Origin of the sequence: Mesorhizobium sp. B2-8-3, assembly GCF_006440815.1 — a bacterium.
Lineage (GTDB): Bacteria > Pseudomonadota > Alphaproteobacteria > Rhizobiales > Rhizobiaceae > Mesorhizobium.
In genome coordinates, this window is sequence record NZ_VFTW01000008.1 from 186,594 (window position 1) to 208,193 (window position 21,600).

At 63.4% G+C, this 21,600-nt stretch carries 20 protein-coding genes; 14 read left to right on the forward strand and 6 right to left on the reverse strand.

All coding sequences use genetic code 11. The annotated features are described in order from the left end of the window. Nucleotide 1: 1 nt before the first annotated feature. Nucleotides 2–376: a hydroxyisourate hydrolase gene (gene uraH, locus FJ418_RS15300; protein ID WP_140866873.1), complete on the reverse strand. Its 375-nt coding sequence runs from the start codon at nt 374–376 to the stop codon at nt 2–4. A 168-nt stretch (nt 377–544) separates the two neighbouring features. Here uraH and puuE point away from each other — a divergent pair, with 168 nt between their 5' ends. The 4 genes from puuE to FJ418_RS15320 are packed head-to-tail and all read left to right on the forward strand — an operon-like array spanning nt 545 to nt 3,963. Further along, nucleotides 545–1,969 carry an allantoinase PuuE gene (gene puuE, locus FJ418_RS15305; RefSeq protein WP_140866876.1) on the forward strand — a complete coding sequence of 475 codons (1,425 nt, stop codon included), beginning with the start codon at nt 545–547 and terminating at the stop codon, nt 1,967–1,969. A gap of 21 nt (nt 1,970–1,990) precedes the next feature. After that, entirely contained in the window at nt 1,991–2,866 is an 876-nt protein-coding gene (locus tag FJ418_RS15310) for a bifunctional allantoicase/(S)-ureidoglycine aminohydrolase (protein ID WP_140866879.1), read from the forward strand. Further along, nucleotides 2,863–3,354: an ureidoglycolate lyase gene (locus FJ418_RS15315; RefSeq protein ID WP_140866882.1), complete on the forward strand. Its 492-nt coding sequence runs from the start codon at nt 2,863–2,865 to the stop codon at nt 3,352–3,354. The genes FJ418_RS15310 and FJ418_RS15315 overlap by 4 nt, the downstream gene beginning before the upstream one ends. Nucleotides 3,355–3,369: 15 nt before the next feature. Next, nucleotides 3,370–3,963, forward strand: coding sequence for a nucleoside deaminase (locus FJ418_RS15320; RefSeq protein ID WP_140650711.1), 594 nt, complete (start codon nt 3,370–3,372; stop codon nt 3,961–3,963). Between the two features lie 10 nt (nt 3,964–3,973). On the opposite strand, the gene FJ418_RS15325 is transcribed toward FJ418_RS15320, so the two are convergent. Continuing rightward, nucleotides 3,974–4,285 (reverse strand): BrnA antitoxin family protein, encoded by a 312-nt coding sequence (locus FJ418_RS15325; RefSeq protein WP_140647137.1) that lies wholly within the window; start codon nt 4,283–4,285, stop codon nt 3,974–3,976. Beyond that, the gene (locus FJ418_RS15330) at nt 4,272–4,526 is read right to left on the reverse strand and encodes a BrnT family toxin (RefSeq protein WP_140647138.1); all 255 of its coding nucleotides are present in this window, start codon (nt 4,524–4,526) and stop codon (nt 4,272–4,274) included. The genes FJ418_RS15325 and FJ418_RS15330 overlap by 14 nt, the downstream gene beginning before the upstream one ends. Before the next feature lie 186 nt (nt 4,527–4,712). Between FJ418_RS15330 and FJ418_RS15335 the strand changes: the two genes are divergently transcribed. The 10 genes from FJ418_RS15335 (at nt 4,713) to FJ418_RS15380 (ending at nt 17,759) form a co-directional block, all read left to right on the forward strand. Beyond that, the gene (locus tag FJ418_RS15335; RefSeq protein ID WP_140866885.1) at nt 4,713–6,698 is read left to right on the forward strand and encodes a CocE/NonD family hydrolase; all 1,986 of its coding nucleotides are present in this window, start codon (nt 4,713–4,715) and stop codon (nt 6,696–6,698) included. Between the two features lie 147 nt (nt 6,699–6,845). Beyond that, nucleotides 6,846–8,435 (forward strand): ABC transporter substrate-binding protein, encoded by a 1,590-nt coding sequence (locus FJ418_RS15340; RefSeq protein WP_140866888.1) that lies wholly within the window; start codon nt 6,846–6,848, stop codon nt 8,433–8,435. A gap of 100 nt (nt 8,436–8,535) precedes the next feature. Beyond that, on the forward strand, nt 8,536–9,495 hold the full coding sequence (locus tag FJ418_RS15345; RefSeq protein WP_140647141.1) for an ABC transporter permease: 960 nt from the start codon (nt 8,536–8,538) through the stop codon (nt 9,493–9,495). 40 nt (nt 9,496–9,535) lie between these two features. Then, nucleotides 9,536–10,357, forward strand: coding sequence for an ABC transporter permease (locus tag FJ418_RS15350; RefSeq protein ID WP_140647142.1), 822 nt, complete (start codon nt 9,536–9,538; stop codon nt 10,355–10,357). Further along, nucleotides 10,357–12,057, forward strand: coding sequence for an ABC transporter ATP-binding protein (locus FJ418_RS15355; protein WP_140866891.1), 1,701 nt, complete (start codon nt 10,357–10,359; stop codon nt 12,055–12,057). The genes FJ418_RS15350 and FJ418_RS15355 overlap by 1 nt, the downstream gene beginning before the upstream one ends. A 115-nt stretch (nt 12,058–12,172) precedes the next feature. Beyond that, nucleotides 12,173–13,762 carry an ABC transporter substrate-binding protein gene (locus tag FJ418_RS15360; protein WP_140866894.1) on the forward strand — a complete coding sequence of 530 codons (1,590 nt, stop codon included), beginning with the start codon at nt 12,173–12,175 and terminating at the stop codon, nt 13,760–13,762. 80 nt (nt 13,763–13,842) lie between these two features. Then, a complete protein-coding gene (locus FJ418_RS15365; RefSeq protein ID WP_140702219.1) occupies nt 13,843–14,682 on the forward strand; it encodes an alkaline phosphatase family protein in 840 nt (279 codons plus the stop codon). 395 nt (nt 14,683–15,077) lie between these two features. Beyond that, nucleotides 15,078–15,644, forward strand: coding sequence for a sigma-70 family RNA polymerase sigma factor (locus FJ418_RS15370; protein ID WP_140702217.1), 567 nt, complete (start codon nt 15,078–15,080; stop codon nt 15,642–15,644). Beyond that, nucleotides 15,641–16,309 carry an anti-sigma factor gene (locus tag FJ418_RS15375; RefSeq protein WP_140866897.1) on the forward strand — a complete coding sequence of 223 codons (669 nt, stop codon included), beginning with the start codon at nt 15,641–15,643 and terminating at the stop codon, nt 16,307–16,309. Before FJ418_RS15370 ends, FJ418_RS15375 begins: the two co-directional genes overlap by 4 nt. After that, nucleotides 16,299–17,759 carry a S8 family serine peptidase gene (locus FJ418_RS15380; RefSeq protein ID WP_140866900.1) on the forward strand — a complete coding sequence of 487 codons (1,461 nt, stop codon included), beginning with the start codon at nt 16,299–16,301 and terminating at the stop codon, nt 17,757–17,759. The genes FJ418_RS15375 and FJ418_RS15380 overlap by 11 nt, the downstream gene beginning before the upstream one ends. 43 nt (nt 17,760–17,802) lie before the next feature. Here the strand turns inward: FJ418_RS15380 and FJ418_RS15385 are convergent, their stop codons facing one another. From FJ418_RS15385 to FJ418_RS15395, 3 genes are all read right to left on the reverse strand, one after another. After that, nucleotides 17,803–19,149, reverse strand: a complete 1,347-nt coding sequence (locus FJ418_RS15385; RefSeq protein ID WP_140866903.1) for an FAD-binding oxidoreductase — start codon at nt 19,147–19,149, stop codon at nt 17,803–17,805. Nucleotides 19,150–19,385: 236 nt separating this feature from the next. Continuing rightward, the gene (locus tag FJ418_RS15390) at nt 19,386–19,880 is read right to left on the reverse strand and encodes a DUF417 family protein (protein WP_140784941.1); all 495 of its coding nucleotides are present in this window, start codon (nt 19,878–19,880) and stop codon (nt 19,386–19,388) included. A gap of 347 nt (nt 19,881–20,227) precedes the next feature. Continuing rightward, nucleotides 20,228–21,250, reverse strand: coding sequence for a substrate-binding domain-containing protein (locus tag FJ418_RS15395; RefSeq protein WP_140784942.1), 1,023 nt, complete (start codon nt 21,248–21,250; stop codon nt 20,228–20,230). Nucleotides 21,251–21,600: the final 350 nt, after the last annotated feature.

The following is a 21,600-nucleotide window of genomic DNA, read 5'->3' on the forward strand; positions in this document are numbered from 1 at the left end:
CTCAGCTCCCCCGATAGGTCGAGTAGCCATAGGGCGAAATCAAGAGCGGGACGTGATAATGCCGCTGCTCTGCCATGCCGAAGCGGATCGGCACGATATCGAGAAAGGCGGGTTGGGGCAGGTCGATACCCTGGCCGCGCAGATAGTCGCCGGCGGCGAAGACCAGCTCATATTCGCCGGTAAGGAAATCGGCGTCGGTCAGCAGCGGCGCATCGCAGCGGCCGTCGTCATTGGTGGTCACGGTCTTGAGACGCGTGCGGCTCTGGCCTTCGATGCGGAAAAGCTCGATCGACAGTCCTTTTGCCGGCCGGCCGGTCGCGGTGTCAAGCACATGGGTCGTCAGACGCCCGCCATCGGCTTTCGACGTTTCTGCCACTGGCCGCCTCCCATCCCGGTACGTTTCAGGTCGATTGTGCGCCAATTAAAGGCGATGCATAAGCCCCGGTCGAGCGGAGCGCGGCAAAAAGCACTTTCAAAATTTTTCGGGGGAATGCATGCGCACTCCTTTCGATATCTTCATCTCAACCATCGGGCAGGAGTGGCAATGCGTTACGATCGGGACATGCGCGGTTATGGGGCCAATCCGCCGGACCCGAAATGGCCCGCCGGCGCGCATGTCGCGGTGCAGTTCGTCGTCAACTATGAAGAAGGCGGCGAGAACTGCATGCTGCATGGCGACAAGGCTTCGGAGGCCTTCCTTTCGGAGATCGTTGGGGCGGCTCCCTGGGTCGGCCAGCGCCACTGGAACATGGAATCGATCTACGAGTATGGCGCGCGGGCGGGCTTCTGGCGGCTCTACCGGCTGCTCACCGAAGCGCAGGTGCCGGTGACCTGCTACGGCGTCGCCACGGCGTTGGCGCGCTCGCCCGACCAAGTGGCCGCCATGCAGGAGGCTGGTTGGGAGATCGCTTCGCACGGGCTGAAATGGATCGACTATCGCGACCATGCGGCCGAGGACGAGCGGCGCGATCTCGAAGAGGCGATCAAGCTGCATTACGAGGTCACCGGCGCGCGCCCGACCGGCTGGTACACCGGCCGGACCTCGGTCAACACGGTGCGGCTCGTCGCCGAGGAAGGTGGCTTCGACTATGTCTCCGACACCTATGACGACGAACTGCCCTATTGGTTCGACCGCGACGGGCTGGAGAAACCGCAACTCATCATCCCCTACACGCTCGACGCCAACGACATGCGTTTTGCGACGCCGCAGGGCTTCAACTCGGGCGACCAGTTCTTCGCCTATCTGAAGGACAGTTTCGACACGCTCTATGCCGAGGGCAAGGCAGGCCGGCCGCGCATGATGAATATCGGCCTGCACTGCCGGCTGGTCGGCCGTCCCGGGCGGGTGGCGGCATTGAAGCGCTTCGTCGACTATGTGAAGTCGCACGACAAGGTATGGCTGACGCGGCGCATCGACATCGCCAAACACTGGCGCGAAACGCACCCCTACGAGGCGCCGGCGCTGCGTCCGTCGCGGATGGAATTCGAGGAATTCGTGCATGCCTTCGGCGGCGTGTTCGAGCATTCGCCCTGGATCGCGGAGCGCGCCTACGAATTGGAGCTCGGCCCGGCGCATGACAGCGCCGGCGGCCTGCACAACGCGCTCTGCCGCGTCTTCCGCGCGGCGAGCGAAGCCGAACGACTTTCCGTGCTGAACGCCCACCCGGACCTCGCCGGCAAGCTGGCCAAGGCCAGGCGCCTGACGCCGGAATCGGCCAAGGAGCAGGCCTCAGCCGGGCTCGATGCGCTGACCGACAAGGAGCGCGAGCTGTTCTCGAAACTCAACGCCGCCTACGTCACCACCTTCGGCTTCCCCTTCATCATCGCGGTCAAGGGCAAGACCAAGGACGAAATCCTGGCGGAGTTCGAGGCGCGGATCGGCAACAGCCGCGGCACCGAGTTCGAAACCGCCTGCACACAGGTCGAACGCATCGCCCTGCTTCGGCTGAAAGACATGCTTCCATTGTAATGTTTTGAGGGCCAGGACCCCATGGATATGATCAAGACTGCCGAGCGAACCTATTACGCCCCGCATGGCGGCCATCCCGGCCAGAACGAGCTTTTGACCGGCCGCGCCGTCTTCACCGAGGCCTATGCGGTCATCCCCAGGGGGGTGATGCAGGACATCGTCACCAGTCCGCTGCCGTTCTGGGACAAGACGAGGGCCTGGATCATCGCAAGGCCACTGTCGGGCTTCGCCGAGACCTTTTCGCAATACATCGTCGAGGTTCTGCCCGGCGGCGGCAGCGAGCGGCCGGAACTCGATGCCGCCGCCGAGGGCGTGCTGTTCGTCGTCGAGGGCGAACTCACCGTATCGCTTGCCGGCAAAGGACACGTGCTTGCCCCCGGCGGCTTCGCCTTCCTGCCGCCATCCAGTGGCTGGACGGTGCGCAACAAAAGCGGCGCTGCTGCCCGCTTCCACTGGATCCGCAAGGCCTATGAGGCTGTCGACGGCCTCGACGCGCCGGAAGCCTTCTTCTCGAGCGACCAGGATGTGGCGCCGAGCCCGATGCCGGGCACGGAGGGGCGCTGGGCAACGACCCGCTTCGTCGACCCGGCCGACATGCGCCACGACATGCACGTCACCATCGTGACGCTGAAGCCGGGCGCGGTCATCCCCTTCGCCGAGACGCATGTCATGGAGCATGGGCTCTATGTGCTCGAAGGCAAGGCGGTCTACCGCCTCAACCAGGACTGGGTGGAGGTCGAAGCCGGCGACTTCATGTGGCTGCGCGCCTTTTGCCCGCAGGCCTGCTATGCCGGCGGCCCCGGTAATTTCCGTTATCTGCTGTACAAGGACGTCAACCGTCATGCCAGGCTTGGCGGCTATTTTGGGGGCGGCTATCTTGGGGGCAAGGCGCGGTGAGCCGCATCGTCGCCCGACCGCTGACCCGCGAGAACTTCGCGCCCTTCGGCGACGTCATCGACATGGGTGGCGACAACCGCTACCCGATCAATGGCGGCCGGGCGATGCGCTATCACGACCTCGCCACCGCGGAGGCGGCCGGACCGAACGCGCGGGTGCTGATTTCGATGGTGCGCGGCACGCCTTATGAGATGCCGCTGAAACTGACCATGGTCGAGCGCCATCCGTTCGGCAGCCAGGCCTTCATCCCGCTGTCGCCACGCCCGTTCCTGGTCGTCGTCTGCCACGACACCAAGGATGGGCCAGGTGAGCCGCATGCCTTTCTCGCCGGCCCCGGACAGGGCATCAACTACCGCCGCAACCTGTGGCACGGCGTGCTCACCCCGATCGGCGAGGAACAGGATTTCCTCATCGTCGACCGCGGCGGCGAGGGCTCCAATCTTGAAGAATTTTATTTCTCGCATCCATACGAGATTCACCTCTCCTGAAAGCTCGCGATTTCCATGACCGACATTTCGCTGATCGACCGCCTGCTCGACGTGATCGAGCACGACATCGTGCCCAAGACCGCCGAAGGCGTCGCCCATGGCAACAAGCTGTTCGGCGCCGCGATCCTGCGGAAAGACGACCGCTCGCTGATGCTGGCCGAGACCAACAACGAGATCGAAAACCCGCTCTGGCATGGCGAGGTGCATTGCCTGAAGCGCTTCTACGAAATGCCCAAGGCCGAGCGCGTCGACACGAAGGATGCGATCTTCCTGACAACGCATGAGCCCTGCTCGCTCTGCCTATCGGCAATCACCTGGACTGGCTTCGACAATTTCTACTACCTGTTCAGCCATGAGGATTCACGCGACAATTTTGCAATCCCGCACGACCTCAAGATCCTGAAAGAGGTCTTCACCCTCGACCCAGGCGGCTACAATGCCGAGAACGCCTATTGGAAAAGTTTCTCCATCCGCAGGCTGGTGCGGGCTTTGCCCGAGGCCGAACGCAACCGTCTGGAAGCGCGCATCGGCAGGATTTCGACGCTTTATGACGAGCTGTCAGGCGCCTATCAGGCCAGCAAGACCGAGAACGACATTCCGCTGAACTGACGCGTATAGCCTACCTTACCTTCGCGTTTTTCAGCACTTCATTTATCCTTGCCTGCCAGCCCTTGCCGGTCGCCTTGAATTTTCTGACGACATCCTGGTCCAGGCGGATGGAGACGACTTGCTTTGGTTTCTCCAGGGTCGGTCGGCCACGGGAACGCCTTATGCTCTCGAAAAGCTCCGGGAGCACTTCCGCGAAAGGCTTGGCTTGTGTCAGCTGTTCGTCGGTCGCCTCCCCGTCCTCGGGATCAGCAGCAATCTGTCTTTGAATTTCGGCTTCCTCGGCATCGGTAAGCCGCCGAATGTGTGACTTAGTGTTGCTCATACACGGACCTTTCCTTTCGGCTGGCATGACGCATCGAGATCACCGAGATCGCTTCGGAACCAAGCGGCTTGAAGATCACGGCGAGAATGATCCCTCCAAATTCTCCAATCGCCTTCAGCCGACCGGCCTTGGCCGGGAGGACGATTGACGTGGCAAAAAACTCGATATCGAGATCGGAGAAGTCGAGGCCCCGGTTTGCGAGGTTCGTCACCCGTTTTGGCTCATCCCAAACGATTTTCAGGCGAGATCATCCAGTGTGTCTGCGTCAGGCCACGTGAATAAACGTAATACACAAATTAATCGAGAGACACAAGAATAAGCTGGATGATCGGAGGGTGCGTTCGCTAACGACCCAGGTCGCATATTTCGCTGCTCCAGTCGCGAATGGCGATTGAAAGTCGCAGCGCAGCGGGGCGTTATGCGCCCCATGAAAACCGTCACCGAATTCCCCCGAAAAGTCGTCGAATTTCCCGATATGGGCATCGCCATGCCGGACGGTTGCCGGCTGTCGGCGCGCATCTGGATGCCCGAGGACGCGGCCGACAAACCGGTGCCGGCGATCCTCGAGCACCTGCCCTACCGCAAGCGCGACGGCACCATTTTTCGCGACCAGCTCACCCATCCCTATTTCGCCGGCCACGGCTACGCCTCGATCCGCGTCGACATGCGCGGCAATGGCGATTCCGAAGGGCTGATGGACGACGAATATTCCGAGCAGGAACTGCAGGATGCCTGCGACGTCATCGCCTGGGCGGCGGCGCAGCCCTGGTGCAACGGCAATGTCGGCATGATGGGCATTTCCTGGGGCGGCTTCAACTGCCTGCAGGTGGCCGCGAAACAGCCGCCGGCGCTGAAGGCGGTGATCAGCCTGTGCTCGACCGTCGACCGCTATGCCGACGACATCCATTACAAGGGCGGCTGCCTGCTCTTGGAAAATTTCGGCTGGGCCTCGACGATGCTGTCCTATTCGTCGCGGCCGCCGGACCCGGCGATCGCCGGCGGCAATCGCTGGCGCGACCTGTGGCTCAGCCGGCTGGAGAACCAGTCTTTTCTCCTGCCGCTCTGGTTCAGCCACCAGCATCGCGACGCCTATTGGAAGCGCGGCTCGATCTGCGAGGATTTTTCGGCGGTGAAAGCGGCCGTGCTGTCGATCGGCGGCTGGCATGACGGCTACCGCAACACCATCTCCAATCTCGTCACCGGCATCCAATCGCCGGTCAAAGGCATCGTCGGCCCCTGGATCCACAAATACCCGCATTACGCCGGGCCCAATCCGGCCATCGGCTTCCTACAGGAGGCGTTGCGCTGGTGGGACCGCTGGCTGAAGGGTGCTGAGACCGGCGTCGAGGCCGATCCGGACTATCGCGCCTATGTCATGGACAGTGTGCGGCCGGCGCGCTGGCATCCCGAGCGGCCGGGCCGCTGGGTCGCGGAACAGGAATGGCCGTCCTCCAACATCAAGGTCGAGGCGATCGAACTCATTTCCGCGGGCGCAAAGCCGTCGATCGTCGCGTCGCCGCAGACCTGCGGGCTTGCCGGCGGCGAGTATTTTCCCTTCACCTTCGGACCGGAATTGCCGGGCGACCAGCGTCCCGATGACGCGCTTTCGGTTTGTTTCGACCAGCCTGAACTCGGCGAGGCGATCGACATCGTCGGGGCGCCGGAGCTCGAGGTCCGGGTTGCTTCCGATCGACCCCAGGCCAACATCGCGGTGCGCCTCTGCGACGTGCATCCCGATGGGGCCTCGGAGCTGATCTCCTATGGTGTGCTCAATCTCACGCACCGAAACTCGCATGAATTTCCGCAAGCGCTAATTCCCGGCGAGACGGTTTCGGCGCGCGTCGTGCTCGACCAATGCGCCTACCGGGTGCCGGCCGGCCACAAATTGCGCATCGCCGTTTCGACCGCCTATTGGCCGATGATCTGGCCCTCGCCGGAGTCGGTGCGGCTCGATCTCGCGAAGGCGACGCTGAAGCTGCCGTTGCGCCCGCTGGCGAAAGGCAATGAGGTTTCGTTTCCAGAGCCGGAAGGCGCGACACCCTGGGCGACCGAGACGATCCGGCCGGCGAATTCCGAACGCCATGTCGGCCGCGACGAGAAGACCGGTCTTGTCACGCTTTCCATAACCGACGATTTCGGCGAGGTGCGCGACCTCGACCATGGGCTGGTCAATGGCAGCATCGTGCGCGAGACATGGACGATCCATCCCGATGACCCGCTGTCGGCCACCGGAGCCACGCATTGGACGCAGACATTGTCGCGCAATGAATGGTCGGTGCGGACCGAAACTTTTGCCGAGATGCGATCGGACGCCGGCAACTTCATCGTCAGCGCCAGAATCGAAGCCTATGAGGGTGAAAAACTGGTCTTCGAGCGCGGCTTCGAGCAGGCGATTCCCCGCGTCCTGGTTTAAGCCAGGGCAGATTGGGCCAAATGCGACATGCGATTTACGCCACGGTATGTCGCATTCGGTCTTGCCTGCCGCTTTCCCTTACGGTCATTATCTCCTCCAATAGCAAGAAACGACCCTAAGGTCGGATATCCAGAGTGAGGAACCGTAATGTCCAACGAACTCGACTATCTCAGCCGGCGAGTCGCGGCCGGAAAACTTAGCCGTCGCGATTTTCTCGGTCGCGCCGCGGCGCTCGGCGTCGCCGCCACCGTTGCAAACTCGCTACTCTCCAACGCCGCTCGTGCGGCCGGTCCGGTCAAAGGCGGCACGTTGAAGGCCGGCCTGCAGGGCGGTGAATCCACCAACAGTCTCGATCCGGCGACCTTCCTTAGCCAGGTTCCGTTCGCCTTCGGCAAATGCTGGGGCGAAACGCTGGTCGAGCTCGCGCCGGGCGGCGGCGTCGAATACCTGATCGCCGAAGAAATCGGCTCTTCGGACGACGCCAAGACCTGGACGATGAAGATCCGCAAGGGCGTCCAGTTCCACAACGGCAAGGAGGTAACGCCGGACGACGTGGTGGCGACGCTGAAGCGCCACAGCGACGAGAAGTCAAAATCCGGCGCGCTCGGCGTCCTGAAGAGCATCGACACCATCAAGGTCGATGGCGGCAATGTCGTGGTCACGCTGAAGGACCCGAATGCCGACATGCCTTACCTGATGGCGGACTATCACCTGATCATCCAGCCGAATGGCGGCATGGACAAGCCGGACGCCGGCATCGGCACCGGGCCGTACAAGATCACCGGCAACCAGCCCGGCGTGAAGCACACCGCCGCGCGTTTCGACCACTACTGGCAGCCCGACAAATACGGCCATGCCGATCAGGTCGAGATCGTCGTCGTCAACGATCCGACGGCGCGCATGGCGGCGCTCCAGGGCGGCCAGGTCAACATGATCAACCGCGTCGAGCCGAAGATCGTCGACCTGGTCAAGCGGCTGCCGGGCGTCACCATCCGCGCCGCCTCGGGCCGCGGCTTCTATCCCTTCAACATGTTCTGCGACACCGCGCCCTTCGACAACAACGATCTCAGGATGGCGCTGAAGCTCGCCATGGACCGCGAGGAGATGCTGACCAAAATCCTGCGCGGCTACGGCGAGGTTGGCAACGACATGCCGGTCAACAAGGCCTACCCGCTGTTCGCAGGCGATTTCGAGCAGCGTAAGTTCGACCCCGAAAAGGCGGCCGCGGCTTACAAGAAGTCGGGCCATAGCGGCTCGATCCTGCTGCGCACCTCCGACGTCGCTTTCCCGGGCGCGGTCGATGCGGCCCAGCTTTACCAGCAGAGCGCGGCCAAGGCCGGCATCAAGATCGAGATCAAGCGCGAGCCGGGCGACGGTTACTGGACCGAAGTCTGGAACAAGCAGCCTTTCTCGCTGTCCTACTGGGGCGGCCGTCCGACCCAGGACCAGATGTATTCGACCGCCTATCTGTCGACCGCCGACTGGAACGACACCCGCTGGAAGCGCCCGGACTTCGACAAGATGGTGCTTGCGGCGCGCGGCGAGCTCGACGAAGCCAAGCGCAAGAAGATCTACCGCGACATGGGCGAGGTCATGCGCGACGAAGGTGGCCTGATCGTGCCATTCTTCAACCAGTTCGTCGACGCGACCGGCAAGGGCGTCGAAGGCTGGATCGATAACCCGGCGCAGGAACTCAGCAACGGCCATGCCCTGATCGAGTGCTGGCTGCAGGCCTGATGAAGGATAAGGGAAGGGCTGGCCCAGGCCGGCCCTTCCCCGTTTTCATGACCCGCCCGAAAGGCGGGCGTCGTCCCTTCTTCACCGTTGCAGGTAGCCGATGTCGTCTCCGATCCTGAGATTGGTCGCTCAGCGCGTCTTGCTGGGCCTGGTTCTTCTTTTGGCCGTTTCGGTGCTTATCTTCGCCGGCACGCAGATTCTGCCGGGCGACGTCGCCCAGGCGATCCTCGGCCAGTCGGCGACGCCGGAGGCGCTGGCGAACCTGCGCGAACAGCTCGGGCTGAACGATCCGGCGTGGCTGCGCTACGTGCACTGGCTGTGGGGCATCCTGCATGGCGACTTCGGCACGGCGCAGTCGAGCGGACTGGACATCGCGACCTCGATCAGCACCCGGCTGAAGAACACACTGTTCCTGGCGGCTTGCGCCGCGATCGTCGCCGTGCCGCTGGCGATCGTCCTCGGTCTGATCGCGGTGCGCTACCGCAACGGCTTCGTCGACAAGCTGATCTCCGGGCTGGCGCTGGCCTCGACCTCCTTCCCGGAATTCTTCATCGGCTATGTGCTGATCTATTTCTTCGCCGTGAAATGGCAGATCTTCCCCAGCATCTCGACGGTGGATGACTCAACTCCCTTCCTCGAACGGTTGCAGGCCGTCGTGCTGCCCGCGACCGCGCTGACGCTGGTGGTGCTCGCCCATATGATGCGCATGACGCGCGCGGCGATCCTCAACGTCATGCAGTCGGCCTATATCGAGACGGCAGAATTGAAGGGGCTGAAGGCCTTCGACATCATCCGCAAGCATGCTTTCCCGAACGCGATAGCGCCGGTCGTCAACGTCGTCATGCTCAACCTCGCCTATCTTATCGTCGGCGTCGTGGTGGTGGAGGTGATCTTCGTCTATCCGGGCATGGGACAGTATCTGGTCGACCATGTCGCCAAGCGCGACGTGCCGGTGGTGCAGGCGGTCGGCCTGATCTTCGCCGCGGTCTACATCACGCTCAATATCGTCGCCGATATCGCCGCCATCGTGGCCAATCCGCGGCTTAGGCATCCGAAATGACGGGCCGGATGCAAGACGACCAAAGGGGGAACTGAGGCGAATGGCGCTACGACAAATCCCGTTCACCGCCTGGGTCGGGCTTATCCTGACCGGCTTCTTTGCGTTCTGCGCCATCTTCGCGCCCTGGGTCGCGCCGCACGGCAATGGCGAGATCGTCGGCGACGTCTGGGAGCCGATGTCGGCCGCCCATTGGCTGGGCACCGACAATCTCGGCCGCGACCTTATCTCGCGCATGATCTACGGCGCGCGTATCACCATGGAGATCGCGGTGGCGGCGACTGCGCTGTCCTTCTCCCTGGGCTCGATCCTCGGCTTCACGGCCGCTGTCTTCGGCGGCTGGTTCGACACGCTGCTGTCACGCTTCGTCGACCTATTGATGTCGATCCCGACGCTGATCTTCGGCCTCGTCGTGCTATCGGTGCTGCCGACGACCACGCTGACGCTGATCCTGGTCATGGGCATTCTGGACTCCACCCGCGTCTATCGCCTGTCACGCGCCGTCGCCGTCGACATCAACGTCATGGACTTCGTCGAGGCGGCCAAACTGCGCGGCGAAGGCAAGGCCTGGATCATCTTCCGTGAGATCCTGCCCAATGCGCTGTCGCCGCTGGTGGCGGAGCTTGGCGTGCGCTTCATCTTCGCCGTGCTCTTCCTTTCGGCGCTGTCCTTCCTCGGGCTTGGCGTGCAGCCGCCGGATTCGGACTGGGGCGGCATGGTCAAGGAAAACAAGGACGGCATCGTGTTCGGCATTCCGGCGGCGCTGATCCCGGCCGCGGCGATCGCGGTGCTGGCGATCTCGGTCAACCTCGTCGCCGACTGGGTGCTCAACCGCACGACGAGCCTGAAGGGAGGACGTGGCTGATGGCTGGCAACCAAGCAAAGTCTGGGCAAGCAAAGTCCGGGCAGGCGAAGTCCGGGCAGGCAAGCTCGGGCAAGCTCCTCGACATCCGCAACCTGCGCATCGAGGCGACCGTCTATCCGCCGGGCGAGACGCCGAAGACCATCACGCTGGTCCACGATGTCTCGCTGACGCTCGAAAAGGGCAAGGTGCTCGGCCTGATCGGCGAATCCGGCGCCGGCAAATCGACCATCGGCCTGTCGTCCATGGCTTATGGCCGCGGCGGCGTGCGCATCACCGGCGGCGAGGTGATCCTCAACGGCCGCGACATCATGAAGGCCGGACCAAGAGGCGTGCGGGCGCTGCGCGGACGCGAGGTATGCTATGTCGCGCAGTCAGCGGCGGCGGCGTTCAATCCGGCGCACAAGCTGATCGACCAAGTGGTCGAGGCGGCCCTTCTGCATGGTACCGCGAACCGCGCCGAGGCCGAGAAGCGGGCCGTTGCGCTGTTCAAGAAGCTTAGCCTGCCCAACCCCGAGACGATCGGCGAGCGCTACCCGCACCAGGTCTCCGGCGGCCAATTGCAGCGCGTGATGACAGCGATGGCGCTCTGCTCGGAGCCCGACCTCATCGTCTTCGACGAGCCGACCACGGCGCTCGACGTGACGACCCAGATCGACGTGCTTGCGGCGATCAAGGACGCCATCCGCGACACCCATGTGGCCGCGCTCTACATCACCCACGACCTTGCCGTCGTCGCCCAGGTCTCGGACGAGATCATGGTGCTGCGCCACGGCCGGCTGGTGGAGTGGGGCGGCACGCAGCAGATCATCAAGGAGCCGCGGCAGGAATATACCAACGCGCTGGTTTCGGTGCATGAGATCGAGCACCAGGAACAGCAGCCCGGCGCAACGCCGTTCCTGTCGGTGAAGAATGTCACCGCCGCCTATGGCGGCGGCCATGTGAAGGTCCTGAAGAACGTCTCGGTCGACATCTATCCCGGCCAGACTCTGGCCGTCGTCGGCGAGAGCGGCTCCGGCAAGTCGACGCTGGCGCGCGCCATCACCGGGCTTCTGCCGCCCGAGCAAGGCACGGTGACCTTCGATGGGCGCCCGCTGGCCAACCGGCTTTCCGACCGGCCGAAGGAGGATCTGCGTCAATTGCAGATGATCTACCAGATGGCCGACGTGGCGATGAACCCGCGCCAGACGGTGGGCACCATCATCGGCAGGCCGCTGGAATTCTATTTCGGCATGAAGGGACGCGAGCGCGACAAGCGCGTCGCCGACCTGCTCGACGAGATCGAGATGGGCAAGGGGTTCGTCGACCGCTACCCGGCCGAGCTGTCCGGCGGCCAGAAGCAGCGCGTCTGCATCGCCCGCTCGCTCGCCGCCAAGCCGAAGCTGATCATCTGCGACGAGGTGACATCGGCGCTCGACCCGCTGGTCGCCAACGGCATCCTGAAGCTGCTTCTTAACCTGCAGCAGCACGAAAAGGTCGCCTATTTGTTCATCACGCATGACCTGGCGACGGTGAAGTCGATCGCCGATTCCATCGCGGTGATGTATCGCGGCGAGGTCGTGCGCTACGGCTCCAGGAGCAAGGTGCTGACGCCGCCCTTCGACGCCTATACGGACCTGCTGCTCTCCTCCGTGCCGGAAATGGAGATCGGCTGGCTGGAGAAGGCGATCAAGGGCCGGCGCATGGCGAGCGCCGGAAATTAGCCCACGAAAGTCAGCCCGGACCAGAAGCTGTCATGCGGCTGCAATGCGCAGCGGGAAAGATCGGCCGCGGGCGGTTAGAGCCCGCAGCAAACCAATCTCAAAAAGGGGGCAGGACATGCAGACCGAACTCGACCATCTCGCCGCACTCGCCGGCAAGGGCAGGATCTCGCGGCGCGATTTCCTCGGCCGCGCGGCGGCGCTCGGCGCCTCGGCGGCGCTGGCTGCGACGCTGGCTGGCAAGGCTTTTGCCGCGACGCCGGTGAAGGGCGGTATCATCAAGGCCGGCCTGCAGGGCGGCGAATCGACCAACAGCCTCGATCCGGCGCTGAACCTCAGCCAGGTGACCTACAATTTTTGCAAGCAGTGGGGCGAATTCCTCGTGCGGCTGACGCCCGAGGGCGGCGTCGAGAACCTGATTGCCGAGGAGATCGGCGCCTCGGCCGACGCCAAGACCTGGACGATGAAGATCCGCGACGGCATCGAATTCCACAACGGCAAGACGGTAACGGCGGAAGACGTTGTCGCGACGCTCGAGCGCCACGCCGACGAGAAGTCGAAATCCGGCGCGCTCGGCGTTCTGAAGAACATCAAGACCATCAAGGCCGATGGCAAGGATGTGGTGGTGACGCTCGGCGACGCCGATGCCGACTTCCCCTATCTGATGGCCGACTACCATCTGGTCATCCAGCCGAATGGCGGCAAGGACAACCCGAATGCCGGTATCAGCGCCGGCCCGTACAAGGTCAGCGTCAACCAGCCCGGCGTGAAGCATGGCGGCGAGCGCTTCGCCAATTACTGGCGCGGCGACAAGGCCGGCCATGCCGACCAGATCGAGATCGTCGTCATCAACGATCCGACGGCCCGGCTTGCGGCGCTGCAGGGCGGCCAGGTGCATCTCATCAATCGGGTCGAGCCCAAGGTGGTCGACCTGGTGAAGCGCATGCCGGGCGTCAGCATCGAGAACGTCGCCGGGCGCGGCTACTACCCGTTCAACATGTTCTGCGACACCGCGCCCTTCGACAACAGTGACCTCAGGATGGCGTTGAAGCTGGCGATGGACCGCGAGGAGATGCTGGACAAGATCCTGCGCGGCTATGGCTCGGTCGGCAATGACTTCCCGATCAACGAGGCCTATCCGCTGTTTTCCTCCGACATCGAGCAGCGCAAGTTCGATCCCGAAAAGGCGGCCGCGGCCTACAAGAAGTCGGGCCATAGCGGCTCGGTCCTGCTGCGCACTTCCGATGTCGCCTTCCCCGGGGCGGTCGATGCGGCCCAGCTCTACCAGCAGAACTGCGCCAAGGCCGGCATCAAGATAGAGATCAAGCGCGAGCCGGGCGACGGCTACTGGTCGGAAGTGTGGAACAAGCAGCCGTTCTCGCTCTCCTACTGGGGCGGCCGGCCGACGCAGGGCCAGATGTATTCCACCGGCTATCTGTCGACCGCCGACTGGAACGACACGCGCTTCAAGCGGCCTGAATTCGACAAGATGCTCTACACGGCCCGCGCCGAGCTGGACCAGGCCAAGCGCAAGGCGATCTATCGCGACATGGCTATGCTGATGCGCGACGAAGGCGGCCTGATCGTGCCGTTCTTCAACCAGTTCGTCGACGCCGCCAACACCAAGAAGGTCAGCGGCTGGGTGAAGAACCCGAATGGCGAGATGATGGACGGTTATGCGCTCAACGAGTGCTGGCTGAACGCCTGATATCGGGCTATCCAAAGAGCGCCGCGTGTCCGCGCGACACGCGGCGCTTCTGTTTTCGATGCATGATCATGGGAACCGCCGTGGCGCTCAAATCCAAACTGCTGCTCATCATCCTCGACGGCGTGCCCTACCGGAACTGGCGCCGGCTGATGGGCAACCTCGAGGGCTGGGCGCAGTCGGGCGAGGCGCAGGTCTGGAAGATGCGCTCGGTGCTGCCGTCGACCTCGGCCTGCTGCTACGCCTCGATCCACACCGGTGTCACGCCGCAGGTGCACGGTATCCTTTCCAACGAGAACCGCTTTCGCGTCACGCAGCCGGATATCTTCTCGGAAGTCAGCAAGGCCGGCGGCAGGACGGGCGCCGTGACCCATTCCTACTGGTCGGAATTCTTCCGCTCGTACCCGTTCGACCTGGTCGAGGACATGGAATTCGACGAGCCCGATGGGCCGATCACGCATGGCCGCTTCCACACCATGACCGGCTACAATCTCAAGAACCAGATGACGCCGAGCGACGTCGACCTGTTCGCGACGCTGACCATGCTGGCGAAGCGCCACGGCATCGATTACGGCATCCTCCACACCTGCACGCTGGACTCGATGGGCCATCGCTTCGGCCATGACTGTCACGAGATGGACCATGCCTGCTACGCGATGGACGCGATGCTGGCAGCCTTCCTGCCGCAATGGCGCGCAGCCGGCTATGAAGTGATCGTGACGGCCGACCATGGCCAGACGGACCGCGGCCATCATGGCGGCCATGACGACGAGATGCAGGATTTCGCGCTCTATTATTTCGGCCCGGCGAAGGGGCCGCAAGCCGACACGCTGCTCGATCAGCTGCAGCTCGCGCCGACGGTGCTGAGCCGGCTTGGGGTGGCGATACCCGAGACGATGAAGGCGAAGGTGTTCTTGGTTTAGTTCCCCCTTCTCCCGTTGCAACGTTGGAGATCGGCGAAGGCCAAGCAACTTCGTCATCCACGGGCGGAGCGGGAGCGAAGCGGACGCGCAGACCCGAGGATCCATTCCATGATCTCGCGCGACGGGTGCAACTGAGAAAGTTCTGCAACGGGATCAATGCCTTGACGTCACGGAATGGATCCTAGGGTCTGCGCCGCGTCGCTTCGCTCCTTGCTTCGCCCTAGGATGACGAAGCAATAGGCGTCTCGGCCTATCGCCGGGAAGGAGTAGGAGAAGCGCCCCCTCTGGCAACCTCCCCTCTCTTCGGTTAGCCTCCGAAAATTCCTTGGCGGAGGATGAACCTTTTTGGACCGATCAGCGACAGAGCTTCGAGGAGCCAGGCGGCTCGACCGGCCATGAACGCGGCGACGGAAACCGATCGCGCGCTTGTTGACCGGGTCGCGAAGGGCGACCGGGCCGCCGTCCGGCTCCTGTTCATGCGTCACCACGCGCGGATCTACCGCTTCGTGGCGCGCCAGACGGGATCGGAAATGATGGCCGACGATATCGCGAACGAGGTGTTTCTGGAGCTGTGGAAACAGGCGCCCGGCTTCGAGGGGCGTTCTGAAGTTTCCACATGGCTGCTCGGCATCGCCCGCTTCAAGGGGCTGTCCATGCTGCGCAAGAAGAAGGAAGACTGGATCGACGACGACGACGCGGCGCAAGTTCCCGACGGCGCCGACACGCCGGAAGTCGTGACCATGAAGGAAGACAAAGCCGCCGCCTTGCGCCGCTTCATCGATGCCTTGCCGGAAGAACACCGCACGGTGATCGACCTTGCCTATTACCATGGCCAGTCGGTGACCGAGATCGGCGAGGTGCTCGACATCCCGGTCGCGACCGTCAAGACCAGGATGTTCTACGCCCGCAAGAAACTCGGCGAAGCCCTCAAGGCCGCCGGTTACGACAGGGGTTGGCCATGAGCGCCGCAGAAAAGATGTCGCGCCGCGACGAGATGGAAACGCTGCTGCCGTTCTACCTGAACGGCTCGCTGGAAGGCGCCGAGCTGGAGGCCGTCGAGGAATGGCTGGCCACCGATCCGGCAGCGATGAATGCGCTTGGCGAAGCGGAGGCCGAGTTCTCCGGTGCCGCCGCCGCCAACGAGGCGATCCGGCCGCCCGCCGACGCGCTCAGCCGGTTCGCCAAGGCGCTCGACGCCGAGGCCGGCCCGGCGCGCGCGCCGGCCGGCCAATCGTGGCTCGCCAAGGTTTTCGGCCGGGTGACGGCAATGCCTGCCGGCATCGCCTGGGCCGCGGCCGCGGCGCTGCTTGCGCTGGTCATCGTGCAATCGTTCGAACAGCCGGGCGGCAAGGGCAGCGATTTCGAAGTGGCCGGCGCTCAGGACGATCTCGCCAAGCTGCCTTTTGCGCTGGTCAAGTTCAAGCCGGATGCCAAGATGGCCGATATCGCCGCCTTCCTCGGCCAGAACGGGTTGAAGATCGCCGGCGGGCCGACCGCCGACGGCGTCTTTCACCTGACCATTCCGGCGAGCAGCGTGGCCGATTACGACAAGCTCGTCGGCCTTATTGCGGCCCAGCCTTTCGTCGATACGGTGATCCAGGGAAGGAAACCGGCCGATGGCGGCTAAGGCGGTCATTCTGCATGCGGCACTCCTCGCGGCGGCGGCCCTTGCCGCCGCACCTGCGTTTGCGCAGACCAACGATCCGAATCTTTCGCAGACCCAGGTCGACTGCCTGAACCGAACGACAGCGGCGGGCGCCGGCTGCGACAAGAACGGCGGCACCGCGAATAATGGCGAGAAACCGGGAGCTGGCGGCGCCACAGGCGGCGCGGTGTTCCTGCCGGCGCTGATCGTCGACCTGTTCCCGAACACGCCCGCCGGCCCGGCTCCGCAAACGCCCGCGCCGTCCAATGGAACATCGTCGTCGAACGGTTCCGGCAACACGCCGCCGCCAGCGCCGACGCCGAACGGACCCGTCACGGTGCCGAACAGCCTCAATGTGGCCGAGCCGCCGCGTGCGATTGCCGGCGAATTCGTGCCCGACGAGGTGCTGGTGACCGTCGACGGTGATGCCGGCGTGGTGCAGCAGATCGCCAATTCCTTCGGCCTGCAGGTGCGCTCGCAGCGCCAGTCGCGGCTGCTCGGCACCACGCTGGTGCGCTTCGGCATCCCCGACGGGCGGCCCGTCGGCGTGGTGCTGGCGCAGCTTGCCGCGGACGGGCGCACGCAGCGCCGCGAACCGAACCACATCTACACGCTGCAGCAGGCGGCCGGCGTCGTGAATTACGCCTTCGACCGCATCGCGCTCGATTCAAAACAGGCGAGCGGCGAGAATGTGCGCGTCGCCGTCATCGACACCGGCATCGACGACACCAATCCGGCGCTCGCCGGCGTCATCGCCGAGCAATACGACGCGATGCCCAACGTGCCGATCGAGAAGCGCGACCACGGCACCTCGGTCGACGGGCTGATCGCCGGCGTCGGCCCGTTGGAAGGCATGGCGCCGGGCGCCAGGATCTATCACGCGCGCGCCTTCGAAGGCGGCAAGTCGACCATGGATGTCATCCTGTCGGCGCTGGACTGGGCCGCCGAACAGGACGCACGCATCATCAATATGAGCTTCGTCGGGCCGAAGAACGACCTGCTCGGCACCGCCTGCCGTAACGCCCGGGCGCTCGGCATCGTGCTGGTCGCGGCCGCCGGCAACAACGGGCCGAAGGCGCCCTATGGCTATCCGGCCGCCTTCGACGGCGTCATCGCCGTCACCGCCACCGACGCCAAGGACGGGCTGATGCCGCAGGCCAATCGCGGCGCCTATGTGTTCATCTCGGCGCCGGGCGTCGAGATGGTGGCGCCGAGCGGCGCCGGCTCCGACGTGGTGACCGGCACCTCCTTCGCCGCCGCGATCGTGTCCGGCGCCATCGCCAATTTGATCCACGCCGCGCCCGACCGCTCGGCCGACGAGATCGAGAAGGCGCTGGCGGCAACGGCCAAGGATCTCGGGCCCAAGGGGCGGGACAATGATTTTGGCTATGGGCTGATCGATACGAAAGCGGCTGAGACGGCGAAGGAGTGAATCCGGGCAGTCGACCGACTGTTGCCGACTGCGCGCGACCGGTTCAAAGCGCTGGACCCAGCCGGACGGGGCTTCCATCGTAGAAACGCGACAGCCGAAAACGGCTGAGGTCGTGGCCGGTTTCATTTCCCTGGATCATGTCGCAGACGACGCGACCGATGCCAGGTCCGATGCCGAATCCGTGGCCGCTCATTCCCGTCGCGACGAAAAGACCGCCGACTGCCTGGACCCGATCGACAACGGGGACGACGTCGGGCATGGCGTCGATCATACCGCCCCAGCCGGCCTTCAGGCGAACCGTCTCGAACCGGGGGAAAAGCTGTTTGAAATTGCGCTCGATCGAGCGAAGCTTTGCCGGCTCAGGGGCTGGGTTGAGCACGCGCATTCTTTCGAAAGGGCTTGCGGAATCCGGCGCCCAATCGCGCGGGGTCGACCAGCCATCGGGGTAGCCCGATGGAGCGAACGGGAAATAGCGCGTTCCGAACGGATTGTCCCTGAGGGCGGGAAGATATTGGGTGGCGTGCCGGAATGCGTCAGGCCCCAGGTAAAGCAAGTGGCTGCCGCCTGCGGCGAGCGTGTATCCGCCATCCTGCCTGCGCCGGAAAGCGATGTGGTCGTCGGCCGCCGCACCTGAATAGACCTCAGGCATGGGTTCTGTGGCAGCTGTGGTCACCCTGACGCTGAGCTGGGGGATGGCCACGCCGTGTCTTCGCAAGAAGAGGGATGACCAGGCGCCGCCCGCGACCAACACGGTGGAGGCCCCGATATATCCCGCCTCGGTCCACACGCCTTTGACCCTGCCGGCCGAGAGTTCGAGGGTCCGCGCGGCGCAATTCTCGACGATCCTGGCGCCTTTTCGAACGGCAAGCCGCGCTAACGCCGGCACCGCCAACCAAGGTTCCGCGCGCATGTCGGAGGGCGTCGTCATCGCGCCCTTGAACCTGCGCGACATGCCGCTGATGAGTTTTGCGGTTTCGTCGGCGTCCAGAAGGCGCGTGTCGAGCTCATGGATCGCGGCGATCCTCGTGAATTTTTCGAACTTGGCCATGTCCTTGTCGGCATTCGCCAGGTAGGTCACGCCTGTCTGGTTCAACCCGATGTCTTCGCCGCATTCCTCGGCCAGTTGCCGCCACAGGCGGGAAGCCTCGATGACAATCGGCAGTTCATCCGCGTCTCGTCCCTGCTTTCTGATCCACCCCCAGTTTCGCGAGGACTGTTCAGCCGCGACGCGGCCTTTTTCCAGCAGCGTCACCGGAATGTTCCGGGCCGCGAGGAAAAGGGCCGTCGTTACGCCGATAATACCGCCACCGACGATCACCACTTCTGAGGTGTTCGGCGGAGGACCAGGGTATTGGATTGGATCCGCTTCGGTGAACGGGAATGTGGGCAATGGCGCACTCTGGAGGACTGGTTGACGGTTCTGGCTTACCGGTTGTCGCCGTCCAAGATCAGGAGCAGCCGAGGGCGGACCGTTGTCCCACAACGGTAAAAACAGTCCAGAAGGAGGCGGTCAGCGAAATCTCGGATCATGACCCACATCGGCGCCCAAGTGGCTTATCTCGCGAATGTCGCAGAGCGCTCACCCCTAAGCGCAACCTCGATGTTAGGCTCCAATGAGTATAACATCTATTGTTGTTTCCCACGTAGGCGGGCCAAAGACGTTGGAAGAGAGTTTATAAATAAAACCAGACAAACACAGAGAAGTACTATGTCTTTGTAGAGAAACTCTCCCGCTAGATTCCACGCAATGGGATCGGTGGAGATGCTCCATACTACAACACCAGGTGTTGTAAAGAAAAATGACCAAGTGATAAAAAACGTGCCGACCCCGATCAATGCGCCCAGGGCAGACAAGACGGGCACAAAAGCCCCCAAGGCGAGAAGAACGGCTGTCGCCAACTCGATGCAACCCAGAAGATAGGCCTCGCCTCTAATTCCAAAAATCTGTAGCCAAGAAACGAACGGACTGTGTGAGATGTATAGAGCGATTCCTTGCGCTGACTGCGGTGTGAACTTCTGGATCCCGAACGACACGAAAATCAGCACCATTACCCATCTGAGGATGGCGAGCGGCCAATAAGAGCCGAAGCCTGTCTCAGCGATATTGAACTCTCTGTGCATGCCGTGTCCTTTGCCGGAAGCGATATGTCATACCAAGGAGCGGCAGCCGGCCGTGAGTTTGGCAAGCTGCCGGCTCTTGAGGGGCCGTCCAGCTTACTTCGTCGGTAGAGAAATTTCGTTACATCCCAAACTCGAAGAAATGGGGTCCGCCCTTATCGGCACTATAGGCCATCCCGGTGACTGCTCGTTTGAGAGCTGATTGGCATTTCGGATAGTTCTGCTCTCGCGAAATTGAGAGAACGAGAATCACGAAAGCGACCCGATGACTGAAATGAGGTGCAAAGCTGCCGCTCAGCTCGGGGCGGACGTCGGCTCACTTGCGTCATTCGAGCGTTTGAATTCGCTCCCTATACCGGCGCCCCCGCCACCGATCCCCGCACCACTAGGTCCACTGGCCAGACCTCGCCGCGAGCCCCTTCCTCCAGCCCTGATATCCGCGCCGCCAGGCGCTCGGCGACACGCGCGCCGGCAAGCCGGATCGAGGAGCGCGTGGTCGACAGCGGCACCGGGAAGTTCTCCGGCCGCAGCCAGGGGAAGACGTCGTCATGGGCGACCAGCGACAGGTCGCCCGGAATTGTGAGACCCAGATCGCGCACGGCGCGCACGACGCCGAGCGCCATGATGAGACTGGAGCAGACGATCGCCGTCGGCGGCTCGTTTTCCTCGAGCAGGCGGCGGGCGGCGCGGTAGCCGTTCTCCTCGGTCATCGCCACCGAACGGATGTGGCGCTCGCCGAGTGTGAGCCCGCTTGCGGCAAGCGCCCGGCGCACGCCTCGCTCGCGGTGGATGGCGAAGGTCTCGCGGTCGTTGCCATTGATCAGCGCCAGGCGCTTGTGGCCGAGTTGGATCAGCAGTCTCGACGCTTCGTGGAAGGCGCCCTCATTGTCGATGTCGAGATAGGGATAGTCGAAGTCGAAGCCTTCGCTGCGGCCATGGACGAGGAAAGGGATGCCCAGCGTGTTGACCAGAGCCAGCCGCTTGTCGGCTGGCCGCGGCGAGGACAGGTAGACGGCGTCGACCTGGCGGTTGGCGACGATGCGCCGGTAGGTCGTTTCTTCGTCGTCGGCATCGGCAGGCGAAAGCACGAGGTCGAGCTCGTGCGCGCGGGCATAGTCGCCAAGGCCGGAGAGGAATTCGACGAAGTGCGGATCGATGTCGACGGCGGCCCCCGTCGGCAGCACATAGCCGATCATCCCCGATTTGCCGGTGGCGAGCCGGCGCGCGCTGGGGTTCGGCCGGTAGCCATGGCGCTTGGCCGCGTCCATCACCCGGCGCCGGGTTTCCTCATTCACCTCGGGATAGCCGTTCAGCGCCCGGCTCACCGTGGTCTGCGAGAGTGACAGCATATGCGAGAGTTGCTTGAGGTTCATCGGAGGCCTCCAGCCTCAAAGCGCTTTCAAATTGAATCGATCCGATGATTGTTGGCGAGATCGCCAAGCATGATGACCTTAGAGGGCCCTAGGCGCCGTTTGAAGCAAAAATTGCTGCTGCGGCCCAAAAAACTATGCTGCAGTGCACTTTTCTCACTTTATCCCGGGAGATTTAAATCGATTTATAAACTCTCCCACTTGACTCTCGAGCAATTCAATGGCGAGATCAAAATAGCCAAAGCGCTTTGGAAGTCTCTTCGAAAGGTTGCGGTTGCCCTTTCGCTGAGTCACAGTTCCGCGGGCGTCGGCGGACGAAATGGAGGTTTCGTCCTGTTTGTGACCACTGGGAG